The sequence below is a fragment of the Agathobaculum sp. NTUH-O15-33 genome (assembly GCF_033193315.1).
In the GTDB taxonomy this organism is placed as follows: domain Bacteria; phylum Bacillota; class Clostridia; order Oscillospirales; family Butyricicoccaceae; genus Agathobaculum; species Agathobaculum faecihominis_A.
The window spans coordinates 581,950-600,392 of the sequence record NZ_CP136187.1 but is presented as its reverse complement, the minus strand read 5'-3'; the positions used below and the strand labels follow the sequence as shown (position 1 = coordinate 600,392).

General features: G+C 53.5%; 17 protein-coding genes. 6 read left to right on the top strand and 11 right to left on the bottom strand.

From position 1 onward, the window contains the following. Positions 1–46: 46 nt before the first annotated feature. Positions 47–865 (bottom strand): aldo/keto reductase, encoded by an 819-nt coding sequence (locus tag RWV98_RS03140; RefSeq protein WP_317863728.1) that lies wholly within the window; start codon positions 863–865, stop codon positions 47–49. A 251-nt stretch (positions 866–1,116) separates the two neighbouring features. On the opposite strand from RWV98_RS03140, the gene RWV98_RS03135 reads away from it, so the two are divergent. Next, the gene (locus RWV98_RS03135; RefSeq protein WP_317865673.1) at positions 1,117–1,716 is read left to right on the top strand and encodes a cupin domain-containing protein; all 600 of its coding nucleotides are present in this window, start codon (positions 1,117–1,119) and stop codon (positions 1,714–1,716) included. A gap of 51 nt (positions 1,717–1,767) precedes the next feature. On the opposite strand, the gene RWV98_RS03130 is transcribed toward RWV98_RS03135, so the two are convergent. The 5 genes from RWV98_RS03130 to RWV98_RS03110 form a co-directional block, all read right to left on the bottom strand. Continuing rightward, positions 1,768–2,742 (bottom strand): glycyl-radical enzyme activating protein, encoded by a 975-nt coding sequence (locus RWV98_RS03130; RefSeq protein WP_317863726.1) that lies wholly within the window; start codon positions 2,740–2,742, stop codon positions 1,768–1,770. Between the two features lie 43 nt (positions 2,743–2,785). Then, positions 2,786–4,357: a BCCT family transporter gene (locus RWV98_RS03125; RefSeq protein ID WP_317863724.1), complete on the bottom strand. Its 1,572-nt coding sequence runs from the start codon at positions 4,355–4,357 to the stop codon at positions 2,786–2,788. 80 nt (positions 4,358–4,437) lie between these two features. Next, entirely contained in the window at positions 4,438–6,819 is a 2,382-nt protein-coding gene (locus RWV98_RS03120) for a glycyl radical protein (RefSeq protein ID WP_317863722.1), read from the bottom strand. A gap of 388 nt (positions 6,820–7,207) precedes the next feature. Then, positions 7,208–8,620, bottom strand: coding sequence for a response regulator transcription factor (locus RWV98_RS03115; protein ID WP_317863720.1), 1,413 nt, complete (start codon positions 8,618–8,620; stop codon positions 7,208–7,210). Next, positions 8,532–10,406, bottom strand: a complete 1,875-nt coding sequence (locus RWV98_RS03110) for a histidine kinase (RefSeq protein ID WP_317863718.1) — start codon at positions 10,404–10,406, stop codon at positions 8,532–8,534. Before RWV98_RS03110 ends, RWV98_RS03115 begins: the two co-directional genes overlap by 89 nt. Before the next feature lie 132 nt (positions 10,407–10,538). Here RWV98_RS03110 and RWV98_RS03105 point away from each other — a divergent pair, with 132 nt between their 5' ends. The 3 genes from RWV98_RS03105 (at position 10,539) to RWV98_RS03095 (ending at position 14,450) form a co-directional block, all read left to right on the top strand. Beyond that, a complete protein-coding gene (locus RWV98_RS03105) occupies positions 10,539–11,837 on the top strand; it encodes an ABC transporter substrate-binding protein (protein ID WP_317863716.1) in 1,299 nt (432 codons plus the stop codon). 346 nt (positions 11,838–12,183) lie between these two features. Further along, positions 12,184–13,131 (top strand): sugar phosphate isomerase/epimerase family protein, encoded by a 948-nt coding sequence (locus RWV98_RS03100; RefSeq protein ID WP_317863714.1) that lies wholly within the window; start codon positions 12,184–12,186, stop codon positions 13,129–13,131. Positions 13,132–13,157: 26 nt separating this feature from the next. Then, positions 13,158–14,450 carry an MFS transporter gene (locus tag RWV98_RS03095; RefSeq protein WP_317863712.1) on the top strand — a complete coding sequence of 431 codons (1,293 nt, stop codon included), beginning with the start codon at positions 13,158–13,160 and terminating at the stop codon, positions 14,448–14,450. Between the two features lie 109 nt (positions 14,451–14,559). Here the strand turns inward: RWV98_RS03095 and RWV98_RS03090 are convergent, their stop codons facing one another. From RWV98_RS03090 to RWV98_RS03070, 5 genes are all read right to left on the bottom strand, one after another. Further along, positions 14,560–14,808: an AbrB/MazE/SpoVT family DNA-binding domain-containing protein gene (locus tag RWV98_RS03090; protein ID WP_280963100.1), complete on the bottom strand. Its 249-nt coding sequence runs from the start codon at positions 14,806–14,808 to the stop codon at positions 14,560–14,562. 589 nt (positions 14,809–15,397) lie between these two features. Further along, entirely contained in the window at positions 15,398–16,552 is a 1,155-nt protein-coding gene (locus RWV98_RS03085) for a M56 family metallopeptidase (RefSeq protein ID WP_317863710.1), read from the bottom strand. Continuing rightward, a complete protein-coding gene (locus tag RWV98_RS03080) occupies positions 16,549–16,983 on the bottom strand; it encodes a BlaI/MecI/CopY family transcriptional regulator (protein WP_317863708.1) in 435 nt (144 codons plus the stop codon). The genes RWV98_RS03085 and RWV98_RS03080 overlap by 4 nt, the downstream gene beginning before the upstream one ends. Before the next feature lie 38 nt (positions 16,984–17,021). Continuing rightward, entirely contained in the window at positions 17,022–17,369 is a 348-nt protein-coding gene (locus RWV98_RS03075) for a hypothetical protein (protein WP_317863706.1), read from the bottom strand. 105 nt (positions 17,370–17,474) lie between these two features. Further along, positions 17,475–17,714, bottom strand: a complete 240-nt coding sequence (locus RWV98_RS03070) for a hypothetical protein (protein WP_317863704.1) — start codon at positions 17,712–17,714, stop codon at positions 17,475–17,477. A 183-nt stretch (positions 17,715–17,897) separates the two neighbouring features. Here RWV98_RS03070 and RWV98_RS03065 point away from each other — a divergent pair, with 183 nt between their 5' ends. Both RWV98_RS03065 and RWV98_RS03060 read left to right on the top strand, forming a co-directional pair. Beyond that, positions 17,898–18,251 carry a hypothetical protein gene (locus tag RWV98_RS03065; RefSeq protein ID WP_317863702.1) on the top strand — a complete coding sequence of 118 codons (354 nt, stop codon included), beginning with the start codon at positions 17,898–17,900 and terminating at the stop codon, positions 18,249–18,251. Between the two features lie 14 nt (positions 18,252–18,265). After that, positions 18,266–18,439 carry a hypothetical protein gene (locus RWV98_RS03060; protein ID WP_317863700.1) on the top strand — a complete coding sequence of 58 codons (174 nt, stop codon included), beginning with the start codon at positions 18,266–18,268 and terminating at the stop codon, positions 18,437–18,439. Positions 18,440–18,443: the final 4 nt, after the last annotated feature.

The following is an 18,443-nucleotide window of genomic DNA, read 5'->3' as shown; positions in this document are numbered from 1 at the left end:
AAAGATCGCGCTGCTTTTCACAGCGCGATCTTTTTGTATGCAACGCTTAAAAATCAACATGGTCCGGGTCCGGGCCCACGCGCTGATTTTTATCCAGCGCGTCGATCGCCCGCATATCCTCTTCGCTCAGTTCAAAGTCGAAAAGCGCCATGTTGGAAACGATGCGCTCCCGATGCGCGGATTTCGGGATGACCACAACATTTCGCTGAATGTCCCACCGCAGAACGATCTGCGCCGTGGAACGGCCGTATTTCCGCGCCAGTTCGCCCAGCACCTCGTCTTTGAGCAGGTTGCTGCCGTTGCCGCCGAGCGGGCTCCAAACCTCGACCGCGATCCCTTGGCGGAAGCATGCGTTGATCAGCGCCTGATTGTTGAAATACGGATGACTTTCGATTTGATTGATAGCGGGCCGCACCTTGGCGACCGCCGCAAGCCGCTCCAAATGGCTTTGATTGAAGTTGCTCACGCCGATGGATTTAATCTTTCCGGCCGCGTAAAGCTCCTCCATATCGGCCCACGCCTGCTCGAAGCCGTCCACGGGCCAGTGGATCAGGTACAGATCGACATAGTCGGTCTGCAAAGCGGCAAGGCTTTCCGCGAAGGCCTCCTTCGCACGGCGCTTGCGTACATCATCGTTCCACAGCTTAGTCGTCAGAAAAATATCCTGACGCGCAACGCCGCTTTCCCGCAAGCCGTCGCCAACGCTCTGTTCGTTGCCGTAAAAGCGCGCGGTGTCAATATGCCGGTAGCCAGCCTCCAGCGCCCACTTGACCGCGTTTGCCGTTTGCGCGCCGTCCGGCGTTTGAAATACGCCAAGGCCCAGCTGCGGGATTTTTTCGCCGTTGTTTAGCTTTACATACTGCATGGATTTCCGCCTCCCATTAAAATAATGCATCCGCATCTTATTCAAAAGTATAGCACATTTATTGAGGGTTACAAGCCTTATCCATCCCCTATCGCTCCGCCGGCCAAGGCCGGGAATGAAAGATGCGGCCTCCGTACTTTCTGATTGTCAGAAAGCCGTAAATACGGTATAATGTGATACATGAGCGTGCGGCGCCGGACTTTTCACGGCCTAAGCGTTGCTGAAGATTGAGATAAGCAGGTGTGAAACAGATGAACGCGGAGCAAAAAAGCAGAGGGATGCATTTGCGGATGTGTCGCCAAAAGAAAAAAATGACGCTGCAGGCCCTGTCCGAGCTAACCGGACTTTCTGCGGGATTTCTGAGTAAAATTGAAAACGGAGTGGGCAACCCGTCCATCAACAATATTCAGAAAATATGCTATGCGCTCGGGATCACGGCGAATGAGCTGATGGCGACCAAGACCAGCGACGAACTGCTCAGCACCGCCAACGATCATTCCTCCTATGTTTTGCGCGGCAACGAACGCTGCCTAATCTACAACTTTTCGGACATGATGCGTTTTGAAGCCGTGTACGAGGGCAGTCCGCATTTTAAAATCAATATCATGACGCTAAGCGGCGGCGCAAACGAGCATTATAACTCGATCCATAGCTACGATGAGTTTGGCATCATATCCAAGGGCACGATGTCGGTCGAGCTGGGGGACGGCACCAAGTACGATCTGGTCGAAGGCGACTGCATCATGATCCGCGCGCAAACGCCGCACACGGTCGTCAACACATCGCCGGAAGCATGTATCAGCAGTTGGGTGGAAATATATGAGGACCCGAACGCACCCAAAACAACATAAATTTCACCATCGAGCAAGGCCGCCACAAACGTGGCGGCCTTGCTTTTGCCATTAGCCGGGCGCGGCGGGAATGGGTGGCGCGGCCGCTTTCCCCGCCGGCTCGCCGGAAATCTTGATTTGAAACGGCCATGTCCGTCCGGTCAGGCAGGCGATTCTTTCCTGCGCCGCCTGCGGCGTCATGGCCGGCAGGTCGTGCAAGGTATAGGTGCGGCCAAGGTACCGGTAGGTCTCCTGCCCCAGCCGATGGTACGGCAGAAATTCCAGCGTTTCGCAGCTCGGCAGTTCGGCGCAGAACGCCGCGGTCTGCGTCAAGTTTTCCTCGTCGTCATTGACGCCCTCGATCAGCGGCACCCGCATATGCATGGGTACCGTGCCGAAATCCCCGCTCGCCCTGCGAATATTGGCCAGAATCCCCTCGTTGTCCTTTTCCGTCCACCGCCGGTGCTGCTCCGCATCCATCAGCTTTAAGTCAATCAGGGCGCTATCCAACAGTGGGAACAGCATGGCGATCCTTTTGTAATCTCCATACATCGTCAGTTCCGCCGCGGTATGAATGGCCGCCGCCTTGCATTCAGCCAGCAGGTCTCTGGCAAATTCGGGGTAACAAAGCACGTCGCCGCCGCTCAGCGTGACGCCGCCGCCCGAGTGGAAGTAGAACACCTCATCCCGGTGGATGTGCCGCATTACGTCCTTTACCGTCATGTTGACGCCGTAAATCTGGGTCGCTTTCGCCGGACAGGCAGCGACGCACCGGAAGCAGCGCGTACATTTTTCCGTGTCCCAGACGATCGCCCCGCCGCCCGCCGGTATGGACAGCGCCTGTGCGGGGCAAGCCTGCACGCAGCGTTCGCACAGCGTGCATTTGCCCTGTTGATAGTAGCGCTCCGGCCGCGCATCCTGCGACTCCGGCGTGGAGCACCATGCGCAGCGCAGCGGACAGCCCTTGAAAAACACTACCGTTCGCAGCCCGGCGCCGTCCTGCAAAGAAATTTTTTCGATCCTGAGGATCGGTGCGGTCCTATCCATGTCTTACACCTTTCTGCACCTTACGCCGTTTGGACACTGCCGTTCAAGGCTCCTTCTTCCGGAACATTCCCTTGAGTGTCGCGAGCAGCTGAAAATTCGGGAAGAACATATACTTGCAAAGCGAATAGATCGTGATGCCCATGACAATAAAGATTGGGAACCCAAATACCATGTAAGTATACTTGATCACGTCCACGCCCATCAGCCCGAGCAGGAAATAGGCCAGCACGCCCACAAACACGCCCCAAACCAGCTTCAAGGCATTGTTGGGCTCATCCTCATTCGCCGCCAGACCGCCGCGCATGCTGAGCGCGGACATGGACGTGCACATGGATTCCGCCATGGTAACGAATGAGAGGAAAATCGCGATCGTGAAAATCGGCACGATGATCTTGCCCAGCGGCAGCGAAGCGAAGAACGCGAACGCGGCGCTCTGCAAGCCCTCCGCTTCCATGATGCCCGCGAGATCCAGCCCATGTATCTGAGAATAGATGGAAGCGCCGCCAAAGATGTTGAACCAAACAATATTGAAAATGGAGCATATGCCGAGGTTGACGCCGACGAACTGACGCACCGTGCGGCCCTTGCCCAGCTTGGCGAGGAACACGCCCATCAGCGGCGCGTACGCCGCGTTGGCGATAAAGAAGTTGAGCGTCCAGTTATCATGCCACGGGTCCTCCGTAATGGGGCCCAGCATCAGCGTGCGCCTGATGCCGCTGTCCAAAAAGTCGCCGAGCGATTGCAGGCCCAGTTTGTTGATAAACAGCGTGGGCCCAACAAACAGAACGAACAGCAGCAGGCCAAAGAAAATCCAAACATTCACATTGCTGACAAAGGAAATGCCGCGTTTGATACCGGAAACGCTCGCCGCGCTGTATGTGATGACAAGCGCCGCCGCTACCACCAAATTCAGCAGATCGGTCCGTTCCAGACCAAAGGAGTAATTCAGACCGGTGGAAAGCTGCGTGATGCCGATGCCGAGTGAGGTGGCGATACCGCCGACAATCACGACCAAGCACAAAGCGTCCGCGATTTTGCCCGCCAGTTTATTGCCGCCGGTTGCAAAGTACATGCCCGCGCCGACGCTAAGCGGCTGCTTATGGTTAAAGTGCGCGATCGCCACCGCTACCGCCGCGAAGGTGTAAAGCGCGTATTGGTTGAATGACCAGTGGATATAGCCCGTGCTGAGCGCAAAGGTCGCGGCGCCCTCGGAGTACGGAGCCACGCCGGCAAAGGCCGGGGGATTGGTAAAGTGTACGATGGGTTCCACGCTGCCCCACATGATCAGCGAGATACCGATGGTGCTGGTCAGCGTGATGGCGAACCATGCAAAGCCGCTCAGTTCCGGTTTCGCATCCTTACCGCCCAGACGGATTTTGCCGACCGGATGAACGAACAAAATCAGACAGATGACCAGATTGATCACCGTAATCACCGCATAGGTCCAACCGAAGTTTGTCGTCGCCCACTGGTAAACTGTGAGCAGGCCGGACAGCAGCGCTTCGTAGTTAAAGATACCGATGATCGTGACGCCTACCATGACAATGAATGCAGGGAAGAATACAATAGGCTCGACCGTGCCGAGTAGCCCGCGCTTTTTCCCTTCCTTTTTCATGTGGTTGCCCTCCTTTTTTACAAGACCGCAACGCGAACCATGAAACGCCCGCGCCGTGGCATCCGTTTCCAGTTAACGCCCTAGCAGCATACCGAGGTGTGGGATGTACGGGAGATGATATCATCCTGCACCTCTTTACCGAGTTCGGTGAAATACGCGGTGTAGCCCGCCACACGGATCAGCAGGCCCTTATAATCCTCCGGATGCTCCTGCGCCTTGAGCAGCGTCTCTTTATCGATCACATTGAATTGCACGTGGAACACGCCGAGCGTACACATGGTCTTGAGGAAGCTCATCAGCGCCTCGGTCGAGCCCGCGCCCTTGTTGAACGACGGGTCGAGTTTCAGGTTGAGCAGTGTGCCCTGCGAGAAGCGCGCGTGCGGGATATAGGACACGGTCTTTAGGATCGCGCCCATGCCCTCCATATCGGTGCCGCCGGTGGGGCTGACGCCGTCGGCCAGCGGCTTGAAGGCGTTGCGGCCAGAGGGCAGCGCGCCCACCTCCAGCCCAAAGGGGGTATTGCCCGAGACCGGCAGGATGCCGGAAGTCATGCGGCCGAACCGGCTTTCAAATTCTTCGATATAGTCCGCCACAAACGTGAACAGATCGGCCGTGAGCGCATTGACCTCTTCATCGTCGTTGCCGTACTTGGGCGCGGCGAGACAGAGCTGCTGCACATCCTCGTAGCCGACGAAATCGGCTGCCAGCGAGTCCAACAAACGCTGCATGGAAACGCTCTTGTCGTCAAAAACCAGCTTTTTGACTGCGTAAACGCTGTTGACCAGATCGGCAACACCGATTGCGTCGATGCCGTTACCGAGGTTATACTTCGCGCCGCCCCACGCATAATCCTTTGCGTTTTCAATGCACTCCGCAAACGAGAGCGAAAGGGCGGGACACACGCGCTCAAGGCAGATATCGTCGCAAACGTGGTTGCCAGCCACGACCGCTTTGATCTCATAGGCTAGCTGCGCTTTGACCGCCTTGAGGAACTGCTCATAGCTTTTAAATTGCAGCGCGTCGCCGGTTGGAACGGATGCCTGCCGGTCGTACTTGCGGCTGCGGCCGTTGAGCAGCGCGAACTCCACCGCGGAACCCATATTGTAGTCCGCGTAGGAAGTGTAGCACCGCTGCTTGCCCGACAGGTTGGTCTCGACACAGCCGCAAGGGTTCCATTCGTACGCTTCCGGCAGCGGGATGCCCTTGTTCAGCATCATGGAGATGCCGACCTCGTCGCAGTGGAACGCCGGGAAACCGGTGCCCAGCTTGAGCACCTCCACCACCTTTTTCAGGAACTTGTTCGGATTGCGCGCCATATTGTACCGCACCGACAGGGACGGCTGATAAAGCTGCACATCCATGGTAGCCTGCAAGATCATGTAGGACAGATCGTTCACCGCGTCCATGCCGCGCCGGTCGACGCCGCCCACGCAGAGGTTTTGGAACATCGGATAACCGGCGGAGAATTTGGCGGTCACCGCATCTTGAAACAGGCAGGGTTCGCTGAACTTGACCCAAAGGCAGTCCAGCAGCTCTTGCGCCTCGTCCTCTGTGATGCGCCCGGCCTCCAGATCCGCCTTGTAGAAGGGATATAGGTATTGATCCATGCGGCCCGGGTTGTAACTGGCTGCGTTTTGCTCCATGATGATACAGGTTTGGTAAAAGTAAAAGGACTGCATCGCCTCGCGGAAGGTGCCGGCCGGTTTTTCGGGCACGCGCTCGCAAACGGCGGCTATGTCTAAAAGCTCCGTCTTGCGTTTCGCGTCCTGCTCCGCTTCGGCCAGATGGCGCGCTTCCGCCGCGTAGCGCTTTGCCAACAGGACGATGCCTTCCGCGCTGATGGAAAGAGCACGCAGGTAGGTCATTTTTTCATAGTGTCCGGGCTTTGTGATGTCCAGCGTGGAGCGGACCTCCTCGATCTTTTTCAGCAGCCCTTCGATGCCTTCATTGATGATCGTTGCGTAGCCCGCGGTCGTTTCGCCCCAGCCGCGCACCGCCTTGCGGTTGATATACAGCACGCCGCAATCGCGCAGTATTTTGGTTTCCTCCGGAATTTGCACCAGCCATTTTTCATAGGTGGATCGCCCCTTCCAATAAGGGCGGACGATCTCTAAAAAGTCTTTGCGGTCCTTGTCGGTCAGGTAAAACGGATCGTATTCCCGCGTGCTGATGGTGTCCAGTTCATCGTCCAGCACGGACCAGCAAGTGTCCGCGCACAGCAGTCCGCCGCGCTGCTTGCTGCCGGAGTTGCCCACGATCAGTTCATCGTCCCATATCTTAACCGTTTTTTCCATGCATTGCTTGCGGAATGCATAGGCTTTCTGCACGACCAGCGGTTCTCCTTCGGATTCCTGAAAACCGCGTGTGAGCAGCACCGCGTTTTCCAGATCCATTTCCGGCCGTGTGTTTAAGACGCGGCTCTTGAGCCGCTCCACGCGTTCCATGTAAGACTTTTGCGCCATGATTAGTCCCTCCTTATGTGATCGGTGTTGGATGGTGTAAACGTGCGCGGCCAAACAAAATCATCTTTTCTGTCCAGCCGTTTTTCCTGCAAGGATATTATATTTCCTATCAGGATATTTTACTTACTCACAATATAGCATATTTTTATATTTACCACAAGTTTATTTTAAACTGTTCTTATTTTTTTAGTTAATTGCACTAATCATTACAAGTTTATTTATTGAATACCTCCTATTGTTTTTCCTGTTAGGAAAAAAATTCAGAATATATTTGTTCACATTTCACACAAAGGTATCCCATAACATGGAATCCCGCAAAAGAAAAGCGCCCCTGCAAGCAGGAGCGCTTTTGTGTATGAGAACATTTCTGTTCTCCATTGCGGAAACTTTATTCACACCCTTTACGGCTATGGTTTTGCAGCATTTGGTCGCGGTATTCGGTTGGCGTCAGACCGACGTTTTGCTTGAACACCTTGGTGAAATAGTGCGAATCCGCAAAGCCGAGCGAGTAGGAGAGGTCCTTGAGCACAATGGAGGGATCGGCCTCGATCAGTTCCTTGGCTCGCTCCAACCGCAGCCTGCTTAGGTAAGCGTTAAACAGCATCCCCGTCTTTTTCTTGACGAGCTGCCCCAGATAAATATGGTTGACATGGAACAGATCGCCCAGCTCGCGCAGCGTCAGCTGCTGCGTGAAGGATCTGTCGATATAGGCGATCACCTGAGCGCCGATATCGATCGTTTCCGCCGGGTAAACAATGCTGTCCACAAGCCGGCATAGCGTTTCTTCCATCTGGGGGAGATCATAAAACCGAAGCAGATGGTATTTTTGCAGCGAGGGATCAAATTCCCGAATCGATAAGCGGTTGTCCACCTTTCCATCCAGCATGAGAAAAACGCGCGGCAAATACTCTAAGATCAGCCGCGGGGACTGCGCGGTTTGCGCGACGATTTGGCGGACCGCAGCTTTTCCCTCGCCCTTCAAATGCAGATCGAGCGCGATTTCCAGCCGGTCAAGCAACGGCGTCAGGGCTCCCGCAACGCTCGCCCCGCCCTGCGCCGGGCCGACGAACACCGTTTGCTCCGTTTGTGTAAAGCGGTTGAACATCCGCTGCAAGCACTGCTGATACGCCTGCGTCAGCTGCGCGCATTCCAACGTATCGCTCCACGAAAGCCATAGCTTGGTTTCCCCGTCCAGCCGAAACCCCTGCGCGATGGCCTGATACGTCTTTTCCCGCACGGCCGCTGAAAGCGGGGCGCGCTCCCGGTAGGTACACACCGCGGCATAGATATTTTTATACACATGCAGCAGCTTGCAGGTGCTAAAAAGATATAGCGCTTCCAGCGCCTGTTCAAGCTGCGCGGTCGCGGCGGTGGCAAGGGTGTGCGCGCTGTCTCCGCCGGGCGCGCAAAAATTGATGCACACACAGGCGCAGCAGGGATTGCGCAGCGGATAGCCAGCCTGATCAAGCTGCTCTTGCAGGTCCATATAATCAATTTTATAGGTAAAAAACCTTTGGAACAGGTTTGCGACCCGCTGCTCCTGATAATGCCTGCGGTATACCTGTGTTTGCTGCCGTTCCTGCCGGTCGCGCCGGTATTGGTATACTTGATCGCGCGCTTTTTTCAGGGTTTCGGTCAGCTCGTCCGAATCAATGGGCTTTAATATGTAATTGACCACGTTGAGCTGAATCGCCTGCTTGACGTAGACAAAATCATCGTAGCCGCTGATGATGATAAACTGCACTTCCGGAAAGTTGTTGTGACAGCGCCCGATGGTATAAAATCCATCCGCGATCGGCATTTTTACATCGGTAATGACAATAGAGGGCTTCCAGCTCCTCGATCAGTTCATAAGCCCGGTGCCCGTCCGCGGCTTCGCCGACGCAGACAAGGCCCAGCCCTTCCCAATCCACGCGCTTGATAATGCTTTTGCGTATCAAATCATTGTCGTCCACCACGATCACACGCAGCACGGGCCATCCCCTCCTTTTTTCCTCCTCCATGCGCGGGATGCATATCTCCACCCGCACGCCGCCAAGCGGGCTGCGCGACAGCCAAATCGCTTTGCCGATATGGTATTGCAAGCAAAGCCTCGCGTGTACATTGCGCAAGCCGATATGCTCTCGCCGCTGAATGAAATGCGCGAAATTCTCCGCGTCCTGCCGCAGCGCGGCTTCCAGCTGCGCAAGCTGTTCAGGGGGCATGCCCGCGCCGTCGTCGTCGATCCATATACGCAGCAGCTCCGCCTGCGCGCAAATGGTCAGGTCAATTTGATGCGGTTGGTTTGAACTGTCCGCGAAGCCATGCTGAAAGCAGTTTTCCAGCAGCGGCTGCAGCGTCAGCTTAGGCACCGGCTGCCGGAGCAACCGGTCGTCCACCCGGTATGCGCAGCGGATCAAGTGGTTAAAGCGCACGTTTTGTAGGTACAGATAGTCTTTGGCATATTGCAGCTCGCGCTTTAGCGGTATGACATCGGGCGCGCGCAGGTTATAGCGAAATAACGTGCCCAGCTTTTGCGTCAGCACGGCGGTTTGATCGGCGTCCTCCAAAATGGCTTGGCTGCTGATCAGTTCCAGCGTGTTAAACAAAAAGTGCGGATTAATCTTTTCTTGCAGCACATCGAGTTCGGATTCGATGCGCAGCAAATTTTCCTTTTGGTTTTTATCCATCAATTCGCCGATGCGCGCCATGAGCGACTGGTACGAACGGGACAATAGGTCGATTTCCTCTAATTCGGATTCATAAATGCTGACATATCCCAGATCGCCCATCTCATTGCGCTTGATCGATGCGATGAGCGAGTTGATCGGCTGGATCAGCCGCCCCGCGATGCGCCGGGAAAATACCGCGCTGACGGCGAAAACAAAAACGCTGATCGGGATCAGGCACAGCAGCAACAACAGAACCGACTGGTAGCCGCTTTCCATATCGACCGACGCGGTGCACGGCATGGCCGTCCCCTGCGTATCATGCGCCGCTTCACGCACATAGCGGTAGCCCCGCTGCACGTCAAGCAGCACCCGGCCCTCGCTGTCGCACACCTGATAGCCCACCGTTTCGGGCATGGCCTGCCGCACGGAACGGCTCAGGCTTTCGAGCGGAACAGGAAAGCAGAGGTAGCCCAGCACCTCGCTTCCTGTAAAATTATAAAACGGCGTAAAGTAACCGATCTGTGTTTCTGAAAGGGTATGCACGAAGGTTTGCCGCGTCTGCGCGGTTTCGGGCAGCGCGGCCGGATAGCGGGTCGTGGGGTAGATCTGCCGACCAAGATCATAGAGCGCCACGCCGCCGGGCAGCTCGGGCGGCGCGGTTTCCGCATCCTCCATGCCGCCCTGCGCGGCATAGGCCAAATAGATGCGGATGCTTTGGCTGCGGTTTAGCGTTTTGCCCTGCTGTTCATACGCTTCCCAAAAGCGTTCGACGGACCGGCGCAGCACCTCTGCATTTTCGGCCGCGTGGCCCGCGCTTTGTAAATGCACGGTAAGGAACATGGCCGAAATGGAAAGCACGAAAATAGCGGCGATCAAAATAGCCGAGATACGCAGATGGGACTGCATCAGATAGCCGCGAATCGACCGTGTCCGCATAGCTTCATATCCCTTCCGCCCATACGCATTGTTTACCGCTATTATAGCATGCGCAGCCCAAGCGCTCAAGCAGTTTGCAAAATCCGCGCTCATCCTGTACAATAAAAGCAATTAATGGGGGTGGATCATCCGATGAAAGCAAAAAACGCGGCGGCGCTGGCGCTGGCGGCCTGCCTTACGTTGCTGTGCGGCTGTTCCGGGCGGCAGGCCCAGATCACCGAGCTGAATATTTTAAACTGGGGCTATGAGGATACGCGCTACACGAATTTGTACCAAGCCGTTCAGACCTTTAACGCGCGGCACCCTGACCGTCCCTATGCCTTGCAAGTAGAAAAATACCGCGACGCGGACTGGGATGAGTATCAGGCCCTTTGCGAAAAACGGCACGAGGAGGGACGGCTCGACCTGTTTGCGACCGGTCACGAATACATCGGCGCGCTGGCGGACGGCGGCGTGATCGCCCCTATGGACGAACTGCTGCGCGGCGAGCTGTTTCAGCAAGAGTACTTCCCCACCGTTTGGTCCAGCGTGGAATACGAAGGGCAATATTGGGGCATGCCGATCGATCTGGATGTGCAGATGGTTTTTATCCACAAGGACGCGCTGCGCGCCGCGGGCTACACGGCGACGGAAGCCTCGGCCCTGCCCGAACGCACCGCGCGCGGCGAGTTTACCATGGAGGCGCTGATCGATATCGCCCGCGCCGCGAAAGCGCAGGGCGGCTTTCGGTACGGCCTGCTGCACCGCCCGCCGAACGGCCAATTTTTCTATATGCTTGCCAGCGCCTATGGCGCGCTGGAGGGCAAGCCGGACGGCTCCATCACCTTTGACGAACAACGTTATGCGGAAATGCTCCGCTTTTATCAATCGCTGACGCAGGAGGGTCTGCTGCCGCCCGATCTGACCGAATGGGAATGGGTCGCCGTCAATCAGGCGTTCGCCAGCGGCGATGCAGCGGTGTATTTCGGCGCCAGCTATTCACTGTACGACGTGATGATCGAATGCGGCGCGCTGGCGGACGATGTGATCGAGCAGTACGTGCCCATTCTGTTCCCCGCCGTACGGCAAGGCGGGCGGCCCATCACCATTTCCCACCCCATGGTATATGTCATCGATTCCGGCAGCCGCCACCAAAAGGACATCGAAGAAATCCTCACCATTGCGTTTGCGGATAGTCAAAACTCCGTCAACCATTGTGTGACCACCTACCACCTGCCGGCCTCTGTTTCGGCCGCGGAGAACGCGGTATTTCATAACAATGCGTTTTTGACCGGATCGATGTACATGCTGGATTATACCATTTTCCTCCCGGTCACCGCCGACATCCGCACAAAAATGACGTATTTATTCGAGGATGTGTCAGCGGCCGAGCGCGCCGCCGACACCCCGGAAGCGCTGGCGCAAGCCGCCGCCTTCCACTTTTCCCAATAAAATAAGGGGCTGTAAAATAAGTTCTTACAAATGAATAGAAAACTGTTGCAAAGCGAAGAATGCTACCAATTTTGTCATTCTGAGAAGCGAAGCGACGAAGAATCTCGCGCGAACGCGCGTTCCCAGCGTAAATTCCGCGCGTTCGCGCGAGATTCTTCACTTCGTTCAGAATGACATTTGGGTATTCTTCTGTTTTGCAACAGTTTTTTTACAGCCCCTTATTTTATTCCCCCTTTGTTCTATAGTTTTTCCATTTTGCATTGCCGCGTCGGCCTGTATGCTAAATACATCCAAGCAAAGCCCCTGTTAAAAAACTTCACTGTAATCAAGAAAGGATGTCGCTGCAATGTTAGCATTCAACACCGATTGGCTCGGAGAGAGCCAAAACATCTACGAGATCGAGGATTGCCTCAAGGCGATCGCGGACGCGGGCTTTTCCCACGTGCACTGGTGCCACAACTGGGATGGCGAGTACACTTACTCCGTAATGGAGATGCTGCAAATCCGCGGCTGGATGAAAAAATACAACCTGAAAATGAAGGGCATCCACGCCACCGAAGGCCACCACCGCACCAATGTGCTCGGCAAGTACAAATACCGTTGGGAGCGCGAAAACCGCCGCGACTACACCTCGGAAAACGAGTTTAACCGCATTGCTGGCGTTGAGCTGATCAAAAACCGCGTGGACATGGCGTATTTGCTGGACACGTCCGAGATCGTTTTGCACATGCAGCTGCCCTACCGCGCGTTTGAAGAAGACCCGTCCTTCCGCGACCGCTACTACGCGCAGGTCTGCAAATCCTTTGACGAGCTGGAATTTTACTGCAAAACGCGCGGCGTGCGGCTGTGCGTGGAAAACCTGCTCGGCACGCCGAACGAGCACCAGATCTATCAATTCGATCTGCTCTTTGACCGGTATGACAGCGATTTCCTCGGCTACTGCTGCGATACCGGCCACGCTCTGGTCACGAGCAAGACCGACTGCTTGGAATTGCCCAAGCGCTATGTGGACCGCATGTTCTTCATCCACACCTCGGATAACATCGGCCTTCAGTCGCCGGACTGCTGGGAGGACGATATCAAAATGACCCACTGCGACCAGCACCGCCTGCCGTTCGAGGGCAAGTATGACTGGGACGGCTTTGCCAAGCTGGTCGCGCAGTCGCCTTATGAGTATCCGATCGTTTTAGAGGTTTCCAGCAACGATCCCACGGATACGGGGTATCTAGCCCGCGCCCGAGAAACGGGAGAGCGCCTGCGCAAACTGGTGGAAGACTACCGCGGCGCGCTGTAAGGCGGCAATATAGGGGGATGCCTTTTATGAACATTTTAAGCCGGTTAGGCTTTGATCGGAAAACACTCATTCGCTTTATCATCATTGTTGCAAACAGCCAGATCATCTATTCCTTCAACGCGATCCGCGAGGTGCTATACAATCCTTACGTCGATGCGCTCGGCGTTTCGCACGCGCAGTTCGGCGTTTTGATGGGAATCATCGGCGCTATGTCCACCTTCGGCAACGTGCCGCTGGGCTGGATTCAGGATCGTTTCTCGGCGCGCAAGGTACTGACCGTCGATACGCTGATCGTCGGCGCGGTGGGCCTGTTTATCGCGCTCACGCCCACCACCAATTTTGCGCTGCTGCTGCCTTGCTTCATCATCATCGGTCTGTTCACCGAACCGCTTTACTGGGCAACCGTTCTCAAAAGCGTGCGCGCAGTCGCGAAAGAGGATAAACAGGCGACCGCCTTCGGCTTTCTGGAATTTGGCCGCGGCTTAGCGGATTTCCTGCAAAACGGCGTTTGCATCATCCTTTATACGGTTCTGGGCAGCACGTTCTTCGGCATCAAGGCCGCCATGGTGTTCAACGCGGCGGTCACGCTGGTATCCGCGCTTCTCGTTTGGTTCATCGTGCCGGAAGAAAATTTGATCCAAGTAAAGACGGGCGCGGGCAAAACCAAGATCGCCTTCTCCGGTCTGATCAAGGCGCTGAAAATGCCGGAGATATGGATGACCGGCATCGCCGCCTCCTGCGTTTACGCGACCTTCACCGCGGTCAGCACCTACTTCGTTCCTTATTTGCAGTCCGTTTATCTGTTGCCCGCAGCCATGGTCGGCATCTTCGGCTTGGTCAACACCTCGGTGGTCCGCTTCATATCCGGCCCGGTATCCGGCATTTTCGCGGATCAAAAGTTTAAAACCAGCGCGCACTGGATGCGCTTCTGCTATATCATTCTGGCGGCCATGCTGGCCGTTTCCCTCCTGATTCCCAAGACCTCCACCCTCGTCATTCCGGCGATGATCGTGTTGATGATCATTTCCGTGTTCTGCTATTTGGTACGCGGCGTGTACTTCGCGCCCATCGGCGAGTCCAACGTTCCCGCTGAAATGGGCGCGGCCGCCATGTCGGTCGCCTCCTTTATCGGTTATTCTCCGCAGCTTTGGGGCTATACCGTATTCGGCACCATCATCGATCATTTCGACCCCACCACGGCGTATATGATCATTTTCGCCCTGCTGGTCTGCCTGTCTCTTTTGGGCATTTTCATGACGACCCTGTTGGGCCGCCGCATCCTAAAGCACCGTGCACAGGCCGAAACCGCGCAAGGCTGACGCATCCCACTCAGTGCGTTGCCAAAACTGATCGCGAACGGCCCGATTCACCCTTTTTTCCCTCTTTGACAAATCCCCGGAGCGCCTACAGGCGCTCCGGGGATTTGGTTTATGCATTAACATTGGTCATCTCTTTCAAGCAGTCCGGGCACACGTTTTTCCCTTTAAACCGGATAACATCCCTTGCATTGTCACAAAAAATACAGGCCGGTTCGTATTTCTGCAAAACGATTAGTTCCCCGTCAACAAAGATCTCCAGCGCGTCCTTGATTTTTATATCCAATGTACGGCGCAGCTCCATCGGTATCACAATCCGCCCAAGCTCATCACTTCTTCTAACCATTCCCGTGGATTTCACACATATCACCTCTAGAGGAAATTGTACCATATATAGCCTATCTATGCAATCGGTAAATGTTTCCTCCCGCCGGCCCACCGTATCCATAAAAAACAAAAAAAGACGCCCCAAAGCGTCTTTTTTGATGGTGGGAGTTAACGGGCTCGAACCACTGACCCGCTGCCGGTTGGTTCATGATGAGCCCAGTCTGTTCTGCACTTGCAAAAACAAAAAAGACGCCCTAAGGCATCTTTTTTTATGGTGGGAGTTAACGGGCTCGAACCGCTGACCCGCTGCCGGTTGGTTCATGATGAGCCCAGTCTGTTTTGCACCTGCAAAACAAAAAAGACGCCCCAAGGCGTCTTTTTTGATGGTGGGAGTTAACGGGCTCGAACCGCTGACCCGCTACCGGTTGGTTCATGATGAGCCCAGTCTGTTCTGCACTTGCAAAAACAAAAAAGACGCCCCAAGGCGTCTTTTTTTGATGGTGGGAGTTAACGGGCTCGAACCGCTGACCCTCTGCTTGTAAGGCAGGACACGAAGCTAGACACCATGCGGGTTTTCGGGAATTGGTGCAACAGTTGGTGCAACAAGCGCTGTTCTGTGGCGGTCACTTTTCATCCCCGCTTTCTATAATCGTAAACCCCAAATTGCGGTAAAATTCCGCTTCATCCTCTTTTATGGGCACCTGCGGAATGTCGTCAATATATAGCCAATAGCCGTCCGCCTCGCGTTGGATATAAGCGTTCGACGGGTCGAAATCTACTGCATCCGGCTCGGTGCTTTCCGGCGCTTCAAAGCTAGGTTGTGAAATAACGGAATAGGACAAGATTAGCAGCAAGCCAAATACGCATACAATAAGTACGTTTATTACATGGCGAATCCTTCCCGTACCGTAGTTTGTGACCATTTTAAAGCGCTCTCTGACCTCTATATTCGTGTTTTTGCGGCCAGCAAGTAAAGCAGTTGCGGCATATGGCAATGTATTTTGCGATTTATTATTGTTTAGTGTGTTTACGATCGTTTGTAGATAACTGGCTCGCTCGCTCATGTTCAAGTGATTTGAAACCGATAGATCGCACTTAATCTCCAAAGTTTGTTCCAAGTCCCGCTTAAGAAGATGGGATACCGGAAACCACCAGAAAAACATGCAGAAAAGCGAAACCAGAAGCTTAACCAGAATATCCCGATTAATAAGATGCGTGTATTCATGCAGCAGGATATAGCGCAATTCTTCATCCGTATAGTCTTTGCGAGGCAGCAATATCATTTTTCGGAAAATACCAAACCCAAACGGCGTATCAATATTGCTGACAGTAAGAACAGAAACGTCAAGGTTCTTCTTCGTAAGACGCTTTATCTCACCCAATATGTCTTGCGTGCGCTCGCTGCGAACTAATGCGGCATATCGTTTAATGGTTTTTAATGCCTTGTGGTAATTTGCGATATAACGTATTAATAAAAAGGCAAATACGCTGATTTCCACCGCACCCACAACGCGAAGCAAGGATATGCCAGTTCCGAATCCCCCATCGCTCGTCAATGCCTTGTAAATTTGCGGATATACCGTCTGGTCGTTGATGATATACACATGCGAAAATTCCAACGGAAAGAACATTCTGACAGCGCAGAACAAATACAGCAGGACGATCGTAAACATGCCAAAATAACGCTTATACTGTGTTTTTCGCAAAAAGTAAATCGCAATAATTAAAATGCCACTCCAAAAAATCGCTGAGAAAAAAGAAAACAGGGTTATTTTCATTCCGAATTACTGCCGCCCTCGATTTCTTCAATCTTTCCCCTGAACTGATCTATCATATCCTGAAGGTCGGCTACCAGTTTTTTATTTTGTTCCTCCGCCTTTTTACCCGTCGCTTTTTTCACAAGTCCCATTGCAATTTTACCGAAAGACGCTGTGCCTACGTTCTTTTCCTTGAGAATTTTTACTATATACTCGTCCTTGCTAAAACACGGCTTAAATAGCCGTGAGTAATGATTGTCTTCCTGTGTCACACCGCACGTTGCTATAAACTTTTTTGTTTTCAGCGATGCAAGCATTCTATGGATATAGGCGCTGCTCCACTCCTTTTCTTCTGATAACCGCACTAGATCGGCGCTTGTAAGCGGAGCATTCTCCGCCCAGAATATATTCATCAAATATTCTTCCGTGTTGGACAATTTCAGTTTTTGCATATGCTTTACCCCCTATTGTAATTAACCTATATTGTAAATCATATCACGTCATGGTTAATCGTACAATCGGCAATGTTTTCCTGTTGCTTCTTCTTTACAAATTTACGAATGTTAAACAACGATTCTATCTGCTGTTCTATATCCTTGTCGCCCGGATCGTTATAGTACGCACGTAACAACTTTAAGTTGTCGTATACGATTTCGGATATGGCATTGCGGAATTTCCAACTGTCCCGCATTGGTAGCTTTATGTACTTGTCCTTAATCTCCGGATCGGTATTTTCCATAAAATCCGTGCCCATAAATCCGTGTCCGCATACTATTCCATCCTTATAGCACGCATACGCACATTTCACCAGCTCGGCGCTGCTAAATCTCTTTGTCATAACGCACCCCCATAATTTTCAATATAGTTCGTATCTAAATTATGGAACAGTGAAGCGTGATAAACAAGGAGTAATATTTAGGAAGTCTGGAAAAAGCGACCGATATTATGACTGCCGCACCGAAAGATACCACCTATCCCCTTCACGAAATAAGAAGTCCTGCCGCTGTCCGATCTGAATGGTATAGCGAATACCTTCCTGCTCGGTTTTTAGGGACGAGGCCGGGCGAGTGCTTATCACGCGGTCGATCTTGTGGCGCTCGCCGTCTACCTTGATCGCCTTGGGGATTATCTTGCCGTCTTTGGCCCATAGGGCTAGGACATCAATATACATCTTTTGCTCCATGGGATCACCTCTCATGGGCTAATTATAGAACATTCGTTCGATTGTGTCAATGGGAGATATTATGCACAAAACAACAATCTAAAACTTGTACATCTTTTAGCCGCAAAATAACGCACCACCTATTGACGTACCACCAAACAAGTGGTATAATGTAATCACAGTAAAGGAACGGAGGCAAACAAAATGAAAAAGTATAACATGTCTGAAATCATGAAAGCCGCTTGGCGTGTCAAACGCAATTTTTGCCACCTTCCTTTTGGCGAATGCTTGCGGAGAGCGTGGGAACGGGCCAAGTTCATTGCCCAACAGATTACCGTCATCGCCACGAAGTTCACAAACAATATGACCGTGATCGCAGACGGCTACACCCGCACCCTGACCCGTTGGACAAAGGGCAATTTTGACCGCGTGTATATCAACGGCGGCAGCCGACGCGGGGATGGCTTCGTAGACCTGAAATCCCGCAAGGCTAACCTGCGCGGCGAATTGACCTATCAGGTCAAGATCGCAGAAATGATTCTCGCAATGGAATTTTGAAAGGATGTATTATCATGAAACTAATTAACACGCTAACCGGCGAGGTTCTGGGAACCATTATGACAAATCACAGCATGACCATCGAAGAGGCTTGCGAGCTGTTAGACGTTCGCCTAATGGTCACGGAAGAGGATGTACTAAACGACATCGGCTACGATGTCGCAAACCTTGATTTAGTCAACGACTGAAAGG

Excerpts from the sequence above, each read along its gene's own strand:
- RWV98_RS03140 (WP_317863728.1), bottom strand. The coding sequence starts at position 865 with ATGCAGTATGTAAAGCTAAACAACGGCGAAAAAATCCCGCAGCTGGGC.
- RWV98_RS03135 (WP_317865673.1), top strand. The coding sequence starts at position 1,117 with ATGAACGCGGAGCAAAAAAGCAGAGGGATGCATTTGCGGATGTGTCGC.
- RWV98_RS03130 (WP_317863726.1), bottom strand. The coding sequence starts at position 2,742 with ATGGATAGGACCGCACCGATCCTCAGGATCGAAAAAATTTCTTTGCAG.
- RWV98_RS03125 (WP_317863724.1), bottom strand. The coding sequence starts at position 4,357 with ATGAAAAAGGAAGGGAAAAAGCGCGGGCTACTCGGCACGGTCGAGCCT.
- RWV98_RS03120 (WP_317863722.1), bottom strand. The coding sequence starts at position 6,819 with ATGGCGCAAAAGTCTTACATGGAACGCGTGGAGCGGCTCAAGAGCCGC.
- RWV98_RS03115 (WP_317863720.1), bottom strand. The coding sequence starts at position 8,620 with ATGCCGATCGCGGATGGATTTTATACCATCGGGCGCTGTCACAACAAC.
- RWV98_RS03110 (WP_317863718.1), bottom strand. The coding sequence starts at position 10,406 with ATGCGGACACGGTCGATTCGCGGCTATCTGATGCAGTCCCATCTGCGT.
- RWV98_RS03105 (WP_317863716.1), top strand. The coding sequence starts at position 10,539 with ATGAAAGCAAAAAACGCGGCGGCGCTGGCGCTGGCGGCCTGCCTTACG.
- RWV98_RS03100 (WP_317863714.1), top strand. The coding sequence starts at position 12,184 with ATGTTAGCATTCAACACCGATTGGCTCGGAGAGAGCCAAAACATCTAC.
- RWV98_RS03095 (WP_317863712.1), top strand. The coding sequence starts at position 13,158 with ATGAACATTTTAAGCCGGTTAGGCTTTGATCGGAAAACACTCATTCGC.
- RWV98_RS03085 (WP_317863710.1), bottom strand. The coding sequence starts at position 16,552 with ATGAAAATAACCCTGTTTTCTTTTTTCTCAGCGATTTTTTGGAGTGGC.
- RWV98_RS03080 (WP_317863708.1), bottom strand. The coding sequence starts at position 16,983 with ATGCAAAAACTGAAATTGTCCAACACGGAAGAATATTTGATGAATATA.
- RWV98_RS03075 (WP_317863706.1), bottom strand. The coding sequence starts at position 17,369 with ATGACAAAGAGATTTAGCAGCGCCGAGCTGGTGAAATGTGCGTATGCG.
- RWV98_RS03070 (WP_317863704.1), bottom strand. The coding sequence starts at position 17,714 with ATGGAGCAAAAGATGTATATTGATGTCCTAGCCCTATGGGCCAAAGAC.
- RWV98_RS03065 (WP_317863702.1), top strand. The coding sequence starts at position 17,898 with ATGAAAAAGTATAACATGTCTGAAATCATGAAAGCCGCTTGGCGTGTC.
- RWV98_RS03060 (WP_317863700.1), top strand. The coding sequence starts at position 18,266 with ATGAAACTAATTAACACGCTAACCGGCGAGGTTCTGGGAACCATTATG.